Annotated in this window: 20 protein-coding genes; 7 read left to right on the top strand and 13 right to left on the bottom strand. The window is 34.7% G+C overall.

All coding sequences use genetic code 11. The annotated features are described in order from the left end of the window. Window positions 1–37 precede the first annotated feature (37 nt). From Q5Y73_RS04305 to crcB (Q5Y73_RS04285), 5 genes are all read right to left on the bottom strand, one after another. Window positions 38–844, bottom strand: coding sequence for a hypothetical protein (locus Q5Y73_RS04305; protein WP_305990593.1), 807 nt, complete (start codon window positions 842–844; stop codon window positions 38–40). A gap of 181 nt (window positions 845–1,025) precedes the next feature. Then, window positions 1,026–1,448, bottom strand: coding sequence for a CoA-binding protein (locus Q5Y73_RS04300; protein WP_305990866.1), 423 nt, complete (start codon window positions 1,446–1,448; stop codon window positions 1,026–1,028). 44 nt (window positions 1,449–1,492) lie between these two features. Continuing rightward, entirely contained in the window at window positions 1,493–2,785 is a 1,293-nt protein-coding gene (aroA, locus tag Q5Y73_RS04295; RefSeq protein ID WP_305990592.1) for a 3-phosphoshikimate 1-carboxyvinyltransferase, read from the bottom strand. Window positions 2,786–2,800: 15 nt separating this feature from the next. Continuing rightward, the gene (crcB, locus tag Q5Y73_RS04290; RefSeq protein WP_305990591.1) at window positions 2,801–3,166 is read right to left on the bottom strand and encodes a fluoride efflux transporter CrcB; all 366 of its coding nucleotides are present in this window, start codon (window positions 3,164–3,166) and stop codon (window positions 2,801–2,803) included. Next, entirely contained in the window at window positions 3,163–3,555 is a 393-nt protein-coding gene (crcB, locus tag Q5Y73_RS04285) for a fluoride efflux transporter CrcB (protein ID WP_305990590.1), read from the bottom strand. The genes crcB (Q5Y73_RS04290) and crcB (Q5Y73_RS04285) overlap by 4 nt, the downstream gene beginning before the upstream one ends. A gap of 86 nt (window positions 3,556–3,641) precedes the next feature. Here crcB (Q5Y73_RS04285) and Q5Y73_RS04280 point away from each other — a divergent pair, with 86 nt between their 5' ends. Next, window positions 3,642–3,941, top strand: coding sequence for a rhodanese-like domain-containing protein (locus tag Q5Y73_RS04280; protein ID WP_305990589.1), 300 nt, complete (start codon window positions 3,642–3,644; stop codon window positions 3,939–3,941). A gap of 55 nt (window positions 3,942–3,996) precedes the next feature. On the opposite strand, the gene Q5Y73_RS04275 is transcribed toward Q5Y73_RS04280, so the two are convergent. The 6 genes from Q5Y73_RS04275 to Q5Y73_RS04250 all read right to left on the bottom strand — a co-directional run bounded on the left by Q5Y73_RS04275 (window position 3,997) and on the right by Q5Y73_RS04250 (window position 10,287). Beyond that, window positions 3,997–4,506 (bottom strand): shikimate kinase, encoded by a 510-nt coding sequence (locus Q5Y73_RS04275; RefSeq protein ID WP_305990588.1) that lies wholly within the window; start codon window positions 4,504–4,506, stop codon window positions 3,997–3,999. 131 nt (window positions 4,507–4,637) lie between these two features. Then, entirely contained in the window at window positions 4,638–6,059 is a 1,422-nt protein-coding gene (gnd, locus tag Q5Y73_RS04270; protein WP_305990587.1) for an NADP-dependent phosphogluconate dehydrogenase, read from the bottom strand. 189 nt (window positions 6,060–6,248) lie between these two features. After that, window positions 6,249–6,845, bottom strand: coding sequence for a YkzI domain-containing protein (locus Q5Y73_RS04265; protein WP_305990586.1), 597 nt, complete (start codon window positions 6,843–6,845; stop codon window positions 6,249–6,251). 173 nt (window positions 6,846–7,018) lie between these two features. Then, the gene (locus Q5Y73_RS04260) at window positions 7,019–8,164 is read right to left on the bottom strand and encodes an ABC transporter permease (protein WP_305990585.1); all 1,146 of its coding nucleotides are present in this window, start codon (window positions 8,162–8,164) and stop codon (window positions 7,019–7,021) included. Continuing rightward, window positions 8,157–9,341: an ABC transporter permease gene (locus Q5Y73_RS04255; RefSeq protein WP_305990584.1), complete on the bottom strand. Its 1,185-nt coding sequence runs from the start codon at window positions 9,339–9,341 to the stop codon at window positions 8,157–8,159. Before Q5Y73_RS04255 ends, Q5Y73_RS04260 begins: the two co-directional genes overlap by 8 nt. A gap of 10 nt (window positions 9,342–9,351) precedes the next feature. Beyond that, the gene (locus tag Q5Y73_RS04250; RefSeq protein WP_305990583.1) at window positions 9,352–10,287 is read right to left on the bottom strand and encodes an ABC transporter ATP-binding protein; all 936 of its coding nucleotides are present in this window, start codon (window positions 10,285–10,287) and stop codon (window positions 9,352–9,354) included. A gap of 198 nt (window positions 10,288–10,485) precedes the next feature. On the opposite strand from Q5Y73_RS04250, the gene Q5Y73_RS04245 reads away from it, so the two are divergent. Next, the gene (locus Q5Y73_RS04245) at window positions 10,486–11,649 is read left to right on the top strand and encodes a sensor histidine kinase (RefSeq protein ID WP_305990582.1); all 1,164 of its coding nucleotides are present in this window, start codon (window positions 10,486–10,488) and stop codon (window positions 11,647–11,649) included. Window position 11,650: 1 nt separating this feature from the next. Further along, the gene (locus Q5Y73_RS04240; RefSeq protein WP_305990865.1) at window positions 11,651–12,304 is read left to right on the top strand and encodes a response regulator transcription factor; all 654 of its coding nucleotides are present in this window, start codon (window positions 11,651–11,653) and stop codon (window positions 12,302–12,304) included. A gap of 126 nt (window positions 12,305–12,430) precedes the next feature. On the opposite strand, the gene Q5Y73_RS04235 is transcribed toward Q5Y73_RS04240, so the two are convergent. After that, a complete protein-coding gene (locus Q5Y73_RS04235) occupies window positions 12,431–13,036 on the bottom strand; it encodes a hypothetical protein (protein ID WP_305990581.1) in 606 nt (201 codons plus the stop codon). 234 nt (window positions 13,037–13,270) lie between these two features. Between Q5Y73_RS04235 and Q5Y73_RS04230 the strand changes: the two genes are divergently transcribed. From Q5Y73_RS04230 to Q5Y73_RS04215, 4 genes are all read left to right on the top strand, one after another. Beyond that, window positions 13,271–13,897, top strand: coding sequence for a YktB family protein (locus Q5Y73_RS04230; RefSeq protein WP_305990580.1), 627 nt, complete (start codon window positions 13,271–13,273; stop codon window positions 13,895–13,897). A gap of 282 nt (window positions 13,898–14,179) precedes the next feature. After that, a complete protein-coding gene (locus tag Q5Y73_RS04225) occupies window positions 14,180–14,905 on the top strand; it encodes an ABC transporter ATP-binding protein (protein ID WP_305990579.1) in 726 nt (241 codons plus the stop codon). Beyond that, window positions 14,902–15,927: an ABC transporter permease gene (locus Q5Y73_RS04220; RefSeq protein ID WP_305990578.1), complete on the top strand. Its 1,026-nt coding sequence runs from the start codon at window positions 14,902–14,904 to the stop codon at window positions 15,925–15,927. Before Q5Y73_RS04225 ends, Q5Y73_RS04220 begins: the two co-directional genes overlap by 4 nt. Before the next feature lie 96 nt (window positions 15,928–16,023). After that, a complete protein-coding gene (locus Q5Y73_RS04215) occupies window positions 16,024–16,710 on the top strand; it encodes a TetR/AcrR family transcriptional regulator (protein ID WP_371320138.1) in 687 nt (228 codons plus the stop codon). Between the two features lie 122 nt (window positions 16,711–16,832). On the opposite strand, the gene Q5Y73_RS04210 is transcribed toward Q5Y73_RS04215, so the two are convergent. Next, window positions 16,833–17,981: an MFS transporter gene (locus tag Q5Y73_RS04210; RefSeq protein ID WP_305990577.1), complete on the bottom strand. Its 1,149-nt coding sequence runs from the start codon at window positions 17,979–17,981 to the stop codon at window positions 16,833–16,835. Window positions 17,982–18,022: the final 41 nt, after the last annotated feature.

Raw genomic sequence — 18,022 nt, 5'->3', positions numbered from 1 at the left:
CCGGTTCCTTAAAGAACCAGAGATAGAACATGTAATGTCAGTATAAAAATCTAGAGGACGATTGATTTTGATTTGCGAATTCAACATGCCCTGGCATATTCCCCCGATAGTTTGTTAGATGGTACGATTGAGGGTTTGTACTCATTGGTTGCTGCTGTTGGTTAAAGGAAGAAATTTGATTTCTATTCATAGTGGTTGGCTGCATCGTTTGGTTTTGAGTTCCTTGCTGCTGATTGCTTTGATACATAGAAGGAACAAATCCTGTAGGTTGATAAGGCTGCTGCTGGTTTTGAATTTGACTGCCAAAGCCAAAAGTCATACTGCTTGTTGGAATAGAGTTTTGTCTTTTATATGCATCATGACCAGGCTGATTACCTCGATAATTTGTTAAATGGTATGATTGTGGCTGCGACATTTGGCTCTGAGTAGACTGGTATGACTGTGGATGTGCAATGTGACTCTGAGCAGACTGATATGACTGTGGATGTGCAATGTGACTCTGAGCAGACTGATATGACTGTGGATGTGCAATGTGACTCTGAGCAGACTGGTATGACTGCGGGTAGGTCATATGACTTTGTGCAGGCTGGTATCCACTGGTACTGGTACTTGCCTGGTTATTTCCTTGATACACAGATGGAACAAACCCTGCTGGCTGATATGTCGGCTGAGAGGACTGAGGAGCAGCTGCCTGAAAGCTGTAATTATTCGTATCCGCTCTTTTATATGCATCATGACCAGACTGATTACCTCGATAGTTGGTTAAATGGAATTGACTTGGGTTTTGCTGTTGCATTGGCTGAATATTGGATTGTTGTGATTGAAACATTGGTTGTTGGTACAACTTTTACTTCCTCCTTTTATAAAAAAATCTACACGAAAACCACACATGCTAATTTGTGTAGCCTATAATAGTTTTTCATGAATCATATTTTTTTATTATTGGAAGGTACTGGATAAGCATCCACTATCGGAGATAGCGTCGAATATAAACAAAAACTCGCCAAATTGGCGAGTCTTATTTTTTATTCTTTTGGATTTAAGATGGAGTCCTCCACTTTTATACATCGATCCATTATAGCCTTTAGGCCCCCGTCTATTACAATTTGAGCAGCTTCTTCACTTACTATCCCAAGCTGCAACCAAAAAACCTTGGCACCTATGTCTACTGCTTCTTTTGCAATCGGTGGAGTATATTCACTCCTGCGAAATACATTCACAATATCTACTGGCTCTGGTATATCTTTTAAAGTTGGGTAGCTTTTTTCCCCCAATATTTCATCAGCATTGGGATTTACAGGAATAATTCTATATCCTTTTTGCTGCATAGCAGCTGATACCATATGCGACGTTCGATCAGGTTTGTCAGAAAGTCCCACGACAGCAATGGTTTCTGTTTGTCTTAGTATTTCTTTAATTTGATCTCTAGACGGGTTTTCATGCATAATAACTCTCCTCCTTAACTTCATCCATGTTCTCCACTTTTGTGGGTTTATTTTATTAATTCAACATTTGCTCCTAAAGATTGGATATGCTCAAAAAATTGTGGATATGATTTTGCAACATGCTCTGCATCATTTATAATTAGTCCTTTCTTTGAACGTAGTCCAACTACAGTTAACGCCATAATAACTCTATGATCAAAGTGTGCATTGATTTCAACGCCACCTTCTACGCCATTAGGTTGCCCATGTACAATAATTTCACTTTGTTTTTCTTCAACATTTGCACCTGCTTTTTTAAGCTCATTGCAAAAATCTGTTATGCGGTCACACTCTTTATATCTCAAATTTTCCACATCGTAAAATCGTGAGGTTCCTTCAGCAAATACAGCTGCAGCTACCATTGCCAATACAGCATCCGTAAAATGATCACCGTTGAACTCACCTGCTATAAGCTTTTGGTTCCCATGAATTTGCAATGTAGATCCTTCATAGTTTAAATGAACGCCCATTTTTTTAAGTACATCAACAGCTGCTTTTTCCCCTTGTTTACTATTTTCCATTAAACGTAACATGGATACATTAGAATTAGTTACAGCTGCCGCAGCCAAAATAGCCGCGGAACCTGGATAATCCCCTTCTACTACATATTTTTTTGGTACGTATTTTTGGTTTCCTGGAATTTTATAAAACATGAAATCCTCACTAACCTCAAACTGAATACCCGCTTGTCTCAGAACATCCAAGGTTTGTCCAACAACAACCTTTGATTTCAAATCATCCAACACTACAATCTCACTGTCTTCTTCTAGCAATGGTGTTAAAAACAAAAGTGAACTTAAAAATTGAGAGCTAACTTGTCCAGACACTTGAATTTTACCACCCTTTGGATTTCCACCATAGATTGTGATTGGAAGTTTGCCGCTTTGATGAGCAACTTTAACATTCATTTGTTCTAAAGCTTTAATCAAATCATCATGTGGTCTCTTTCCTAATGATGTTGGGTATGTATTCACAAATGTCACTTCAGGACATAAAGTTGCAGTGGACATTAAAAAACGCAAAACAGCTCCAGCATTTCCAACATTTAACTCTTTGACTGGTTTAGGGGATTTCCCAAATCCAGTAATTACAATTTTCTCATTATCTTCTTGTAACTCTGCACCTAAATCATGTATACACCTTCTCATGGCATCACTGTCCTCACTATGAGCAGGATAATATATGGTGCTCGTACCTTCTGACAGTGCTGCAGCTAATAAGTATCGAGTCGTGTAGTTTTTTGAAGATAAAGAATTAATTTCTCCACTTAATTTTTCTGTAGGTTTTACGATTGCTTTCATTAGTATATCTCTCCCTTATTTCATTCCTATTATAAATCCAATATAAGCTAACAAAATCCCTAACACATAACTAAGTCCAATATATAAAATCAAAGGTTTCCATTTTTGTTCTACAAATAATTTTACGCTCTCTACTTTAAAGGTTGAAAATGTAGTGAACGCTCCCAAAAATCCTGTAGCAAAAAACAGCATTAACTCGTCAAAGCCTGAATGGATACCAAATAACAATCCCAAAAGAAATGAACCTATAAGGTTTACTGTTAGTGTACCATAAGGAAATTCTGTTGAAAATCTACTTGTCATAACACTAGAGACATAGTAGCGACTAACTGCACCCAAAAAACCACCTATGCCTACTAAGAACAGTTGAATTACATTCATTTGACAGCACTTCCTAATTTATAACCAAACCATGCTAATAAAACCCCACCAATCAGGCTTAATAAAATATATGAAAAACTTAAAAGGATTTGGTCGTTTTTTATTAAAGAAATGGTTTCAACACTAAATGCTGAAAAGGTTGTGAATGAACCTATAAGGCCTGTAGAGATCGCTGTTTTCATTTTTATTGACATGTTGATGATTTTCATCCGTTCAGAAAACCAACCTAAAGCAAGGCATCCAATATAATTGCAAATCAAAGTACCTGTTGGAAAAAAAGAGTCCCCAGAATAGGTAAACTCACTAATTATAAAACGAAGGTTAGCACCTATAAATCCTGCCAATCCAATATATAAGTACATCGCTTTATCACTATTCAACCATGACATGTCTGCGATATCCTTTCTATGTTATAATTAAAATATTGTGTGTCATACATGTTTACTTATAATACGATCGGAGGCATTTGCTAAAAATGAATCAACTTAACATTTTACCAAAAGAAGTTAAAGATAAATTAGAGCAAGGTTTAAAGCTCAACATCATAGATGTGAGAGAAGATGAGGAGGTTGCCGAAGGCATGATACCCGGAGCAAAACATATTCCTTTAGGTGAATTACCTGCTCGTCATCAAGAAATTGAACAAACTGATGAAGTTATTCTCGTTTGCCGAAGTGGTAATCGAAGCGGGAAAGCCCAACAATACTTGGACATGCTAGGATTAAAAAACTTAAAAAACATGGAGGGCGGCATGCTCGAATGGCATAAGCTTTAAACATGAGTAAGGCAAAATGTTTTTGATAAGCTACCTACAGATCACAAGCTTTGGTTTATTTTATATATATACGGGCATAAATTTGTTCAACTAGATGATCAACCGAGCCGGCACTTGTATCTAAAATGATATCTGCAAACTCATAAGCATATTTGCGTTTTTCCATTATCTCATAGACCTTATCTTTAATATTTCCTTGAAGTAATGGTCTGTGAGTATCTTTTTCTACTCGTTTAATAATAGTATCCGCATCTGCTTTTAATTGTATCACTGTACCTTGACTTAACATTCTACTTCGATTGTGGAGACTTAACACTGCTCCACCGCCCGTGGCGATGACTTGATGCTCACTAGCCATCACTTCTTGAATGACTTCCGCTTCCACTTTTCTAAAATACACTTCACCTTTTGTTGAAAAAATTTCAGGGATGCTTAAATGTTCTCTTTTCTCAATCCAATCATCGGTGTCTACAAAACCCCATCCTAATTTAGATGAGAGCTTCTTCCCAACTGTAGACTTGCCAGTTCCCATAAACCCTACTAATACAATATTGTTTTTTTTCATTCCTATGCACTCCCACTCATTCTACTTTCCTTACATATTCCTTAAGTATGTTAAAAGGTTGAGAATTAAATCTCAACCTTTTAATTTTTAGGTACTATAAGATTGAACGCTTAAAAGCTAGTCCAACATCCTTACACATCTTCATTATCCAACCATTCAAAATGGAAACTACCTTCCTTATCCACTCTTTTAAATGTATGCGCACCAAAGTAATCCCTTTGTGCTTGCAATAAATTTGCTGGTAATCTTTCCGTTCTATAGCTGTCATAATAAGCTAGGGCAGTAGAGAATCCTGGAACAGGAATTCCGTGCGTAACAGCTAAAGAAATAACTTTTCTCCATGCATCCTGATAATTCTCTACAACTTCTTTGAAATAAGAATCTAATAATAGGTTTTTCAACTCAGGCTCACGATCATAAGCATCCATAATGTTTTGAAGGAATCTAGCTCGGATAATACAGCCTCCTCTAAAGATTTTAGCTATATTTCCGTATTTCAAATCCCAATTATATTCTTCAGAAGCAGCTCTCATCTGAGCAAATCCTTGTGCATAAGAACAGATTTTACTCGCATATAAAGCTTTTCTTATCGCTTCGATGAGCTCTTGTTTGTCTTCATTAAATCCTACTGATTCAGGCCCTTTTAGAACTTTGCTGGCAGCTATCCTTTCTTCTTTCATTGCAGAAATAAAACGAGCAAACACAGATTCTGTAATGATGGATAATGGCACTCCTAAGTCAAGCGCGCTTTGACTAGTCCATTTACCTGTCCCTTTTTGTCCTGCAGTATCTAAAATAACATCCACCATTGGTTTATTAGTGTCTGGATCTACTTTGGTGAATATATCTGCTGTAATTTCTATGAGATAGCTGTCAAGCTCACCTTTATTCCATTCTGAGAATATCTCATGAATTTCTTGCGTCTCTAATTGGAGAACATCCTTCATTAATTGATAGGCTTCACATATTAGCTGCATATCTCCATATTCTATACCATTATGTACCATTTTTACATAATGTCCTGCACCATCTGGGCCAATATATGTACAACAAGGATCTCCATCTACTTTTGCTGATATAGCTGTTAAAATCGGTTCAACTAATTTGTAAGCATCTTCTTGACCACCAGGCATAATGGAAGGACCTTTTAATGCACCTTCTTCACCACCAGATACACCTGTACCAATAAAGCGTATGCCTGCCTCTTCTAATTGTTTATTTCTTCTTTGTGTATCAGGGAAATAAGCATTTCCGCCATCTATGATAATATCTCCTTTTGCAAGATGTGGCAGCAATTGTTCAATCGTCCCATCAGTCGCTCCTCCAGCTTTAACCATAATGACAATTTTTCTTGGCAATTCCAAGGAATTGACAAAGTCTTCTATCGATTCGTAACCTAATACATTCTTATCTGTGTTTTCTTTTAAAAATTCATCTGTTTTTTGGTATGATCTATTGAAAACAGATACAGAAAAACCTCTACTTTCTATGTTTAAAGCTAAGTTTTTTCCCATGACTGCTAGTCCTATCACACCAATTTGTTGTTTTGACATATGATTTCTTACATCCTTCCATCCAATTTCTAATGTTTATTTTACCTATTTTTAATGAATTCTACAAACCTTCTTTTGTAAAATTGGAGAATCGTGTTGTTCTTGCAAATTAAAAAGGACTTTCTGTATAACCAAATCAGAAGTCCTTTTTAATTTGCAAGCGCTTTTATTCCATTGTTCATTATTTACCTAACCTTCCAATAATATAAATTCATGACTTAATTTCTTTAATCTTTGTTTACACATTTCAATTTCATCTTGTTTGTCAGTTTTAAGCAACTCTTGAAGTGTTGTTAATTCATAATCTAGCTCATAACGCAGTATCGGAATTCTTTCCTCAATTCTTGAGGATTCAAACGCTTGTATTACAGCTTCCAAAGTAATATAGGGATCTTTCTGATACAGTACTTTTTGTTCAACTCCATTGATTTCAACAGTTCGTATAATCTCACCAAACATAATATTCTCAATTAAGATTTGTGAATCCAAAAACCTCTTCACAATGGCATGACCTCTTGAATTTTCAATCATCTTTTCCATTAATTCAGCCAGCCTTCTATCCGTTATTGAATAATTACCTATCATCTTAAAGCGCTCTTTCATTCTTTCAAACTTTAATTTCAGTAATTTTTTTCCCAAACGAATAGAAATAATAAAATACTTATCATTTTCATTCCAGTATAATGAATAACCTTCCTCAATTAGATTGGTTATAAAATTTTGAATTAACTGACGATCAAAACGAAGCTCAAGGTTGCAATATTCTACTTCATAACTTTGTTTCACGGCGATCCTCCTACTCATATGTTATTTTTTTAAAAAAACAGAAAATTCTGATAATTTCTTGTTACTTATATTATACTGAATTATATGTTTTCGCAACTTGGTTTAATGTTTAAATTTTAAATACATAAAAAGAAGGGCACCTTTGGTCCCCTCCCTCCGTACCGTATTTTATTCTAAGAATCAACTGGTTTAAACACAGCTGAACCAAATCCAATCAATATGACTGCGAATAACAATAGCACTGCCAGGTTCAAACCTACATCCGCTAATCCCTGTCCCATTGCCATATTCTCAATGGCTTCAATCGCCCACTTTTGAGGAACTATATTCGCTAGTTTTTGCATGAAATCCGGCATAATTTCAATGGGCCAAAAACAGCCTCCAATCATACATGTAGGCACTACAATTAATGGCGTAATATTGCTTAAAATGTTTATGTTGTTTACAGTACTAGCGAGTGCACTTGCAATTCCCATGGATGCTAACATGAAGAATAACAAGATGATGAATAACTTCCCAAATGAAACGCCATAATCAAATCCTATGATGTATTTTGTAAACACCAGCAATAAAGTAATTTGCAACGCTCCTACAAGAAAACTTCCTAAGAAATTTCCAAACACTATTTCATACCTGGAAACTGGTGCTGAATACATTCGCATCATGGTTTGATTTGTGCGGTCTTCTAAAATTAAAGATACTGAGCTTACAATTAACCCCATTAAAAACATAATCATAAAACCAATAATAGAATTAAGCCCAGGTTTACTGTTGTCATTAAATTGTGTAGTCACAGGTTTTATTTGATGTTTGTTCATTTGCAACATTAAAGTTTCAAGTGTTGTTGATATATCTGAATTAGAACCATCGATCATTTTAAGATGTGATATGGATTGTAAAAGCTGATTCATTCGAATATCCAGTTTTTGCTTAATGACAAAACTCTCCACATTATTGTTGATTTGATACAAAGTTACTTTTGTATTTTCTTCATTCAGTAATTTATCAGTAAAGCCTTGCTGTACAACGATTGCTAAATCTACTTTTCCAGAGATCACCGACTCTCTAACCTCTTCATTATTTTGTGAAGGAGTGAATTCATATTCATCCATTAAGGAAAGTTCACGAATTAATTCTTCACCCAACATTCCTTCATCTAGATTCAGGTAAGCTACTTGATAAGTTTCATCATAACTCCTATCGAAAATCCCAATAATGACGGTCATTACAATGACAGGGATCAGAATAATCGTTACAAAACCTTTTTTACTGCCAATCATTCTTCTCAACATATTAAGAGCAATGTATAAACTATTCATGATACCCCACCTTCCAATAAACAAATCCAGCTAATAACGCTAATACCAAGCTAATACTCACAATGACCAACATATTATTCAAGATGAACGTGGAATCACTTTCAATCATTAATCTAAGTAAAGTATTAGAAGACCAATAATTAATTGTAAATTTTCCAAGTGAGTTTAAAAATTCTCCTAAACTAGGAACCATTCCACCGCTTAAAAATGTCATAACGAAGATGATTGCTTGGTATACCGCAGAAATAGACTTCGATGATTTTAAGAATGAATATAGGAGAATACCTATGCTCGCAGCTGAAACAATAGTAAGCACAATCACATAAAATACTGTTAAGTAATTGTCTCCCCAATCTACCCCATAAACGAATGTAGAAAATAGAATAATTAAAATGGCTTGAAGAATAGAAAAAGCCCCAACTCCAATTAATTTCCCCAATATAATTGTATTTGGATGAAGTGGAAGTGAGCGTAAACGAAATAAAGTATTGCTTTCCTTTTCTTCAGATAAACTGATCGCAGCTGACATGCCAGAAAACAATAAAAACATAACTAACATCGAAGCTGCATAATACTGCATAGCTGAAGTACTGCTCTTATTTTTGTGCAAACTTCCTATCTCAACATAGCTTGAGAATTCAAATTGAAGGTTTAAATCTTGATTAAAAAGTCGCTCTACCTCTTCAGATCCTAGAACGAGGACTCTAGCCTGCATTTCATTTACTTGACTTAAAAAGGTTTCAAATATCGTTCGGACAACGATGTTTTTTTCGTTGGAATCACCTTCAATCAGCTCCCATCCTGTTAAACCACCACTCAAGACAGATTCGCTGAAATCAACAGGTATAACTACTCCGTAATCAATTTCACCACTTTCATACTGCTCAAATAGTTCATCTCTTGAATCGACATGTTCAACTAACATATAGGGCTGTAATTCTGGCAGATTTAAAAATTCTAAGATCATTTCATTGAATACTCCCTCATCTCCATTTAAGACGGTTACTTTCACTACTTCCAACTGATATCCTTCTTCAGAATCCTGAAAAACACCAGATAGTGCAGTCCCTAAAATTAAAATCAACAGGAGTGGCAAACCGAACATAATGAGTAAAATGGAGCGCATTCTAAAAAAACGGAGAAGTTCACCAGCGGCTATAATTAATATATTCCTCATGCTTCCCCCCCTAATCTCTTAAAGAACGTCCAGTAAGTGATAAAAATAATGATTCTAAATTAGGATCTTCTCTCTTTAGCGTATGAACTTTAACATCATGTTTAGATAAAATAAATAATATATCTTGTAGATAGGTTTCTGATGAATTCAAATATACTTGAATGGTTTGGTCATTCACTGAAACATTTTTAATCTTAGGATGGATCTCTAATTCAAAAACCATTTCATTCGGTACAAAGTCAACAATCAAAGTAATTTTATCTTCCATCTTGTTTTGATCTATTAATTCTTCTACTGTACCTAATGCAATTAAACGGCCAGAATCGATGATTCCTACTTTTGTACAAATAGATTCAATCTCCTCCATATAATGACTCGTATAAATGATTGTAGATCCCATTTCATTTAGCTTTCTTACTGATTCTAAAATATGATTTCTAGACTGTGGATCAATACCAACCGTTGGCTCATCCATAATAATTAGCTTTGGTTGATGTACGATAGCACATGCAATATTTAACCTTCGTTTCATCCCACCAGAAAATTTTATCGGTTTCTCATTCTTTCGCTCTGTTAAACCTACAAATTCTAATGCTAAATCCACTTTTGAGTTTAATTCTTCTCCTCGCAAACCGTACAATTTACCAAAAAACTTTACATTTTCTCTAGCGCTTAAATTTTCATATATGGCAATTTCTTGAGGTACTAGACCAAGACTTTTTTTAACTTCAATAGAATTCGTTTTAACAGATACTCCACCCACAAAAATTTGACCCTGATCTGCTTTTAACAATCCGCATATCATTTTTATTGCTGTACTCTTACCAGCTCCATTAGGACCAAGTAACCCAAAAATTTCATATTTATTAATACTTAAACTTAAATGATCAACGGAAATCAAATCATCATAACGTTTCACAACGTTTTCACATTGAATAAAACTCATATTGTTCAACTCCTTTAAATCTATCGTAACTAAATTGAGTAGAATGCACACCTAGATCAAGTCATAAAATCTTCATGACAAAAGTCACTTTCCTCATTTAACCATAAAAAATTATTCTGTGTTATAATTTTTTCAACAACATTTATGAAATGTATTTTACTCAAATAATAGAAACTATATATGAAGAGGTTAATTACATTGAAAGATCAACTTTCATGGTTCCAGTATCCATTTATCACTGTTGCAGCTATCGCAACGATATTTATAAATAAACAAATCGATACACCTGTGTTCACCTTGTTTATACTGCTATTGATCTTGCTTAAACAAGTACAAAACCGATGGATCTCTAAAAAGCTTCTTCCTCTGTTTGTGCTAATCGAAACTGTATATATGTATTGGTTGAATGTGAAATTTTATGGGATTTTGCCTATTCTTTTTCTTTCTTCTCTATTTACAATTTTCCGACTTGAGTCTAAAAAAGCTAGATTGTTTTTTATCTTTATGCAATATGTTTTTTTAAATACCTTACTATTTCAACAACCACCAGAGCTTCTTCTTGCTGCAAATCTTGCGTATGTGATGATCGTTATTTTGTTGTGGAATATTTATTCATTAACTTACAAACAGAAGGATATGACACATCTTTATGATCAATTAAGAGGCAAACATTATGAAATTGAGAACGCTAGGAAAAGAATTAAAGAATATGCTGTTGAAGTAGAAAATATGGCACAAATAGAAGAGAGAAATCGAATTTCGAAAGAAATTCACGATGAACTTGGGCATAAGTTAATTCGTGCAAAAATGATGATGGAAGCTGCTCTCCCTCTCGTCAAAGACCAACCTCAAAAAAGTATAATACTGCTTGAACAAATAAGAGATCAACTATCGGATAATATGGAGACGCTGCGTAAAACAGTACGAAATATGAAGCCTGATGATACAAAAATTCATCAGTATTCTATTAATCATTTAATCGAACAGTTTGAAAAAAACAGCAACATGAAAATCCAATATGAAATGAACGGTTTGCCCTATCCTTTATATCCAAGTGCGGAATTAACATTGTACAGAAATGCTCAAGAAGCATTAACCAATGCAGTGAGGCATGCGGAGGCTACACAAGTAAATATCTATCTGCAATATCACCCGAGTAGGATTGAATTTACAATATTTAATAATGGAAAATTACCAAACAACAACATAAAAAGAGGACTTGGTTTAAAAGGGATGGAAGAACGAATCGAACTATTGGGTGGCGAAATGGTGGTTGAAGTTACTGATTTGTTCATGGTAAAAACGAAATTGCCTCGTAAATTGATAGAAGTTCAACATTTTAATGAAAGAAGTGAGTCATAAAATGATTCGGTTATTAATCGTGGATGATGACCCATACATAAGAGAAAGTCTGCAAATTATAATTGAAAACTATGCTAGTTCTGAAATTGAGGTTCTGGGGACATGTGCCAATGGAAAAGAAGCATACAATTTTATTGAGCAAAAATCGGATGTCAATGTCGTACTCATGGATGTTAGAATGCCTGTTTGTGATGGGGTTGAAGGAACTAAAAAAATCAAGGGAAATTTCCCAAATGTTTCCGTTCTTATATTAACGACATTTGATGATGACGAGTACATCATTGAAGCATTGAAAAATGGGGCTAATGGGTATATGTTGAAAAATATTCCCCCAAAACAGATCATCGACGGTATTAAATCAGTAGTCCAAGGGAATCTCTTGATCCACCCTAACATTGCTAAAAAGCTAACTGGTTTTTTGCATCATACTACAAGACCTGAGGCAAATTCTAACGTGTTGGATTCATATAAACTTTCTCCTACAGAAATAAAAATAATAGAAAAGATCTCAGAAGGATTATCCAATAAAGAAATATCAGATACATTGTTTTTAAGTGAAGGTACGATAAAAAATTATATTACTACGATTTTAGATAAACTTTCGTTAAGGGACCGTACACAAATTGCCATCTTTTATTTGAAAAATAAAGGATAACATAGCATTTTCTTTTTACTTCAATCCATCTCGTAATATGAACAATATTTTCAATATAACAAATAGAGTGTGATTACAAAATACAATTCACACTCTATACTTTGGTTGATTAATGATAATTAGATTTTATTTCCTTTGTGGTCTTATTTCTTCTATAGTTTCAATAATTTCATCTCTACTTAATTCTGATGTATCAATCTCTAATTGCTCTGCCATCATAAGCAATTCATCGTCAGGTAGTTCGGTCAAATCCATTGAACCACCCATTCCACCTATTGGTCTACCGCCACCCATCTGCGGTTCCTGTTCTTCAAGTAGTGATATAATCTCTTCTCTACTTAAGCCTGTGACATCAATCTCAAATCTTTCTGCCATCATAAGCAATTCATCATCAGATAGTTCAGTTAAGTCCATTGAACCACCCATTCCACCTTCCGGTCTACTACCACCCATCTGCGGTCCTTGTTCTTCAAGAAGTGATATAATCTCTTCTCTGCTTAAGCCTGTGACATCAATCTCAAATCTTTCTGCCATCATATGTAATTGATCATCTGGCAGTTCATTAAAATCAACAGGATTTTGCCTGTCACTTTGTTCCTCTACCAATACTTCATCTTCATTGCTAAATTCTTCTTGAATTATTGGCTGCTCTTCTGCACTGCTACATGCTGCTGCAACCAAAGATAATGCTACTAGAAGTACGAATAATAAATAGCTTTTTTTGTTCTTCACGATATCTCTCCTATCCAAATTCTTTTGTATTTTCCTAGATAGTTTATAACTTCATTGTGTCAGCTATAAGTCGTATAGCTTAAAAAACTATTAATATTTCTAGGTCATATTGATGTTTTAATCATTTTGTACATGTATTTGTTACATGGAAACTTGTTCAACCATCATAAATAAGATATATTTACTTTGATGATATATACTTTATTATTTTTACATACAGGAGGTTTACATAGAATGAATTTTCAAGGTTTTACAAAAGAAGATTTCCATGTTTTTACGATAGACGGTTTGGAACCAAGAATGGAAGCTTTAATCCAACACGTTCGACCTAAACTAGAAGTATTAGGGACAGAACTTGCTTCATATTTATCTGCAATTTGTGGAGAAGAAATGTTTCCACATGTTGCTAAACATGCTAGAAGAAAGGTGAATCCACCCAATGATACTTGGGTAGCATGGGCTAATAACAAAAGAGGTTACAAAGCACATCCTCATTTTCAAGTAGGACTATTTGACGATCATTTATTTATTTGGCTTGCACTGATCTATGAATTACCAAACAAAAAGAATATTGCTCAAAATTTCATAAACAACGTAGAACAAGTTCAATCCATCATTCCTACTGATTATGTCATTTCTTTAGACCATATGAAAAAAGAATCCATAGCAATGAATGGTATAGAAACAGAACATTTTATCAAGCATTTAGAAAGGTTCCGTGATGTAAAAAAAGCAGAACTGCTAATTGGACGCCACATACAGTCTGATGATCCAATTTTGCAAAATGGACAGGAGTTTATGCAATTCATTGAAGATACGATGAAGACTCTCTTACCCCTGTATAAAATGTCATTCGAATAAATAAAAGAGATGAGTTTGGAGTGAATGCATTCTCATCTCTTTTATTAGCATTTAATCAGAATAATATCATTCTTGTTAATGCTTCTTCACTTCTCTCCTTCACTTTTTTAACCCGCTCTTCTAATCTTTGAAGTGTTTTCTCTAAACGATCCTTATCAACGTTTTTGAATTCTTTCTGTTCTTCTACAATTTTTAATTTTAATTCTTTACAAATAGCAATAATTGGAATAAACTACAAATGAGTGATTACTCACTTTTTTTTGAATAAAGGAGGGAGTCTCAATGGTAGAACCTTGTATTCAAGTTCAACAACTAACGAAGAAATTCAGTAAAAGAACAGTACTTCAGAATATCTCTTTAGATATTCCACATGCCAAGATCACTGGATTGTTAGGACCTTCTGGTGCCGGGAAAACAACGTTAATTAAACTAATTGCAGGTATGGATACCCCTGATCGAGGGAAAATTCACGTTCTATCAACAAAGATGCCTTCATTAAACATCGTAAAACGTTTAGGTTACATGGCACAATCCGATGCATTATATACCGAATTAACCGCTTACGATAACTTGGATTTTTTTGCACAGCTATATGGATTAAAAGGAAAAACCAAGAAACAAAGAATTAACGAAGTGATGGAACTTGTTGATTTAACGTCTGATTTACGCAAAAAAGTTAGCAAATACTCTGGAGGGATGAAACGTAGATTATCTTTAGCTATAGCTCTGGTTCATCAACCAGAAGTTTTATTACTGGATGAACCAACTGTAGGTATCGATCCTGTGCTTCGCCAATCGATATGGTCAGAATTAGAACTATTAAGCAAACAAGGTACAACTATCATTGTAACAACACATGTTATGGATGAAGCTGAAAAGTGTCATCAACTAGCTATGCTTCGAGACGGAGAGATCATTGCTTTTGACACACCAAATCAATTAATGAAGGCTACTGAAAAGAGCAGCATTGAAGATGCCTTTCTTTATTATGGAGGTGCAAAAGCATGAAGATGAAAGCACTAGTTATACGTATTATCAAACAATTCATAAATGACAAAAGAACATTGGCGATGATTTTAGTTGCCCCTATGTTTATATTGTGGTTAATGTCACAAGTATTTCACAGTGATCAATATGAACCTACTATTGCTCTAGTTGATATTCCAGAGCAGGTATCAAGTCTATTAGAGAATCAGGATGCTCAATTCATGGATTACACTACTCAAACAGCAGATGCAATGTTGACTGAAGGCAGTATAGACGCCATACTAACATGGACTTCTACAGGTCCTGAGTTGATATTAGAAGGCAGTGACCCTTCTGTAAATAAATCTATGTTGATCCTATTTCAAAATATAGCTAGCGAGCTCTCCCCTGCATCAAACTCTTTACAAGCTTCAATTACTTACTTACATGGATCAGAGGACATGACAGCCTTTGATTCTTTCGGCCCTGTACTCATAGGTGTATTTGCATTTTTCTTCGTCTTCCTTACTTCTGGAATTTCATTTTTACGCGAAAGAACTACAGGAACACTAGAACGCTTAATGGCAACACCTGTAAAACGATGGGAACTTGTCATCGGTTATGTCATCGGATTTGGAATATTCTCAATCATACAAGCTGCTCTAATCGCATGGTTTTCCATACAAGTGCTTGATATGTTAATGATGGGTTCGATTTGGCTTGTCTTATTAGTTACATTGTTATTAGCCATGACTGCACTCACATTAGGCACACTTTTATCCGCCTTTGCTAATAATGAGTTTCAAATGGTTCAATTTATCCCGCTAGTGATTGTACCACAGGTCTTTTTGTCTGGACTATTTAATATAGAAAGCATGTCGGAATGGCTACAATGGTTAAGTATTTTAATGCCATTATCTTATGGAGCAGATGCATTAAGGGAGATTATGGTGCGAGGAAGTGGTTGGAACGAAATTGCTGTTGATGTATATGTATTGTCAGGTTTTTCTGTTACTATCATAATCGCCAATATTTTCACATTAAAAAAATACCGAAAGCTGTAATATACTTCCAGAACAAATAAAGGTCAGATCTGAGCGATTTTAAGGGATCAGAATCTATAAGTCAATCGTAAGAAAGGAAAACAGGAGGAAATATACGTGTCAGAATCAATGGAACAATGGATAAAAGAACTCCTCGAAATCAATGATGAGGATGAGAAAAAAACAGATAAACAGCTTAAAATTATAAAAGCCGCTGTAGAAGTATTCTCTGAAAAAGGGTATTCTGCCTCCTCTACAAATGAAATAGCTAAAAAAGCAGGAGTAGCAGAAGGAACGATATTTCGTCACTATAAAACGAAAAAAGATTTATTAATTTCTATAGTAGCGCCTAAGATGGGTAAACTTGTAGCTCCTTTTATTCTAAGAGATGTCGAAAAGCTTCTAAGCGATACACATCATTCATATGAAGATTTTTTGAGAGAATTGATCATGAATCGAATTAAATTTATAAAAAAACATACAGCGGTTTTAAAGATACTTTTACAAGAAATCCCCTTCCAACCTGATTTACAAGCTTTATTTGTTAAACACGTAGCATCTATCGTATATGATCGCATGCATAAAATTGTGGATCATTTTCAAAAAAAAGAAGAAATCATCTCGGTCCCTCCACCCTCTGTTATTCGATTTACAGTTTCCACTGTAATGGGACATTTATTGGTGAGATACTTTATTCTACCAAACATAGAGTGGGATGATGAGCAAGAAATAGATCATACAATCAACTTTATTATGTATGGTATTAGCAGCATTCCAAGAAACGAGGCTGAGCCGAATATATAAAGTTGAAAATTATGAAAGTTAGATATCCTAGTCAGGTGAAAACATGCTGTTAGGCTCCCCCTTGAAGAAGAGGGAGCCTAACAGCATGAGAACGTGATAAATTATTTTGTTATAAATCACTTTTAAACAGCCTCATATTTAACATCTGATTTTTTATACGATACAACGAGTTGAATGGCTGCAACACAGATAATTGCTCCTACGATAAATGGCAGTGTTTCGTTCAATGTAAATAAAGCAGTTGCAAATAATGGACCCGCAATTCTACCTAAGCTATCCATTGAAGAGTTTAGTCCTGTTGCAACCCCTTGTCCTACTTTTGTTTTTTGTGTAATTAAGGAGATCACACAAGGTCTAATAAATGCGTTACCTGCCGCAAATACAGACAAATACAATGAAGCTGTCCATAAATCATTTGAGAAAAGCAACAGTATAAAACCAGCGGCTGATAACAGCAACCCAATTTGTATAAATCTAGATTCCGTTCCTGGTTTTACATATCTACGAATGACTCCACCTTGAATAAGTGCTCCTACAATTCCACTAATCAGAAACATGATACCTATTTTTTCAGATGTTGCATCAAACCTAGTTTCTTGATAATAGATCAAAGTCCCTTCAAGCCCTGCCAAAGTAAATGTTACAAAAAAGGACATCACATATAAATATTTCATTGGACCTGTAAAAGCTGCCCATCTTGATACCTTTTCTTTTACTGTATTTTGTCTTTGTTCCTTAGATAAGGATTCTGTCAGATAAATTAATACAAAGATAAATGTTACAAATGCAAGACCAGAAGAAACAAAAAATGGTGTTTGTGTACTAATTGTGCTTAATAATCCACCAATAGCTGGTCCAAATATAAATCCTAGGCCGATAGACATACCTACGAGTCCCATCGCTTTAGTCCGTTTTTCGTTCGTAGTGATATCTGCTACATAAGCCACTGCACAAGATGTAACGGCACCTGAGAAGAATCCGCCTAAAATTCTTGATATGTACATTAACCATAAACTTTCTAATGAAACAGCAAAAACAAAAAAACTAACACTAAATCCTAAAATACCCGTTAAGATAATAGGCCTTCGTCCCCATTTATCTGATAATTTCCCCCAAATCGGAGACATGATAAATGATACAGCAGAATATAAAGCCAACATCATATTCATATGAAAAACAGATACGATTTTCGGTAGTACAGGAATAATAATAGCAAAACCAATAAATGTCGTAATAAGCAAAACCATGATGATACCAATCTTCTTCTGCAATTTAACTCCTCCAAGTTCCAATCAACAACAATGAATAATGA

Source organism: Chengkuizengella axinellae (assembly GCF_030730905.1).
Lineage (GTDB): Bacteria > Bacillota > Bacilli > Paenibacillales > KCTC-33759 > Chengkuizengella > Chengkuizengella axinellae.
Note: the sequence above shows the minus strand (reverse complement) of the source record. Positions and strands in the feature narration are given on the sequence as shown.